Source organism: Undibacterium sp. SXout7W (genome assembly GCF_049339385.1).
Taxonomy (GTDB): domain Bacteria; phylum Pseudomonadota; class Gammaproteobacteria; order Burkholderiales; family Burkholderiaceae_D; genus Undibacterium.
Genome location: NZ_JBMPPF010000176.1, coordinates 1 through 279 on the forward strand (window position 1 = coordinate 1; position 279 = coordinate 279).

Here is a 279-nt window from a genome sequence, read left to right on the forward strand (position 1 = left end):
GATCTCCCACAGCAAATCAACGTAGCGCTGCTGGTATGAGCGTTTTTTGCTGTCGAGGACGCAGATCGTGCCGAATACCTCATCGTCGGGCCACAGCAGCGGCACGCCCAGATAGGAAATCATGTTCAGCGCAACATCGGGATTGTCTTTCCAGTGCTCGTCTTCCAGCGCGTGCGGCACATGCAGCAACGCCCGCGTTGCCATCACCGTTTCGCAGTACAGGCCGGTATTCAGATTGGCTTTCTCGTACGCTTCGTAGGGGTTGCCTGGCGTGTGGCT

1 protein-coding gene is annotated in these 279 nt (G+C 57.3%); it reads right to left on the reverse strand.

Annotation, left to right across the window (positions count from 1 at the left end):
- Positions 1–279 (reverse strand): GAF domain-containing protein (locus ACO0LB_RS20995; protein WP_423052693.1); only part of this gene is annotated, 279 nt, incomplete at both ends.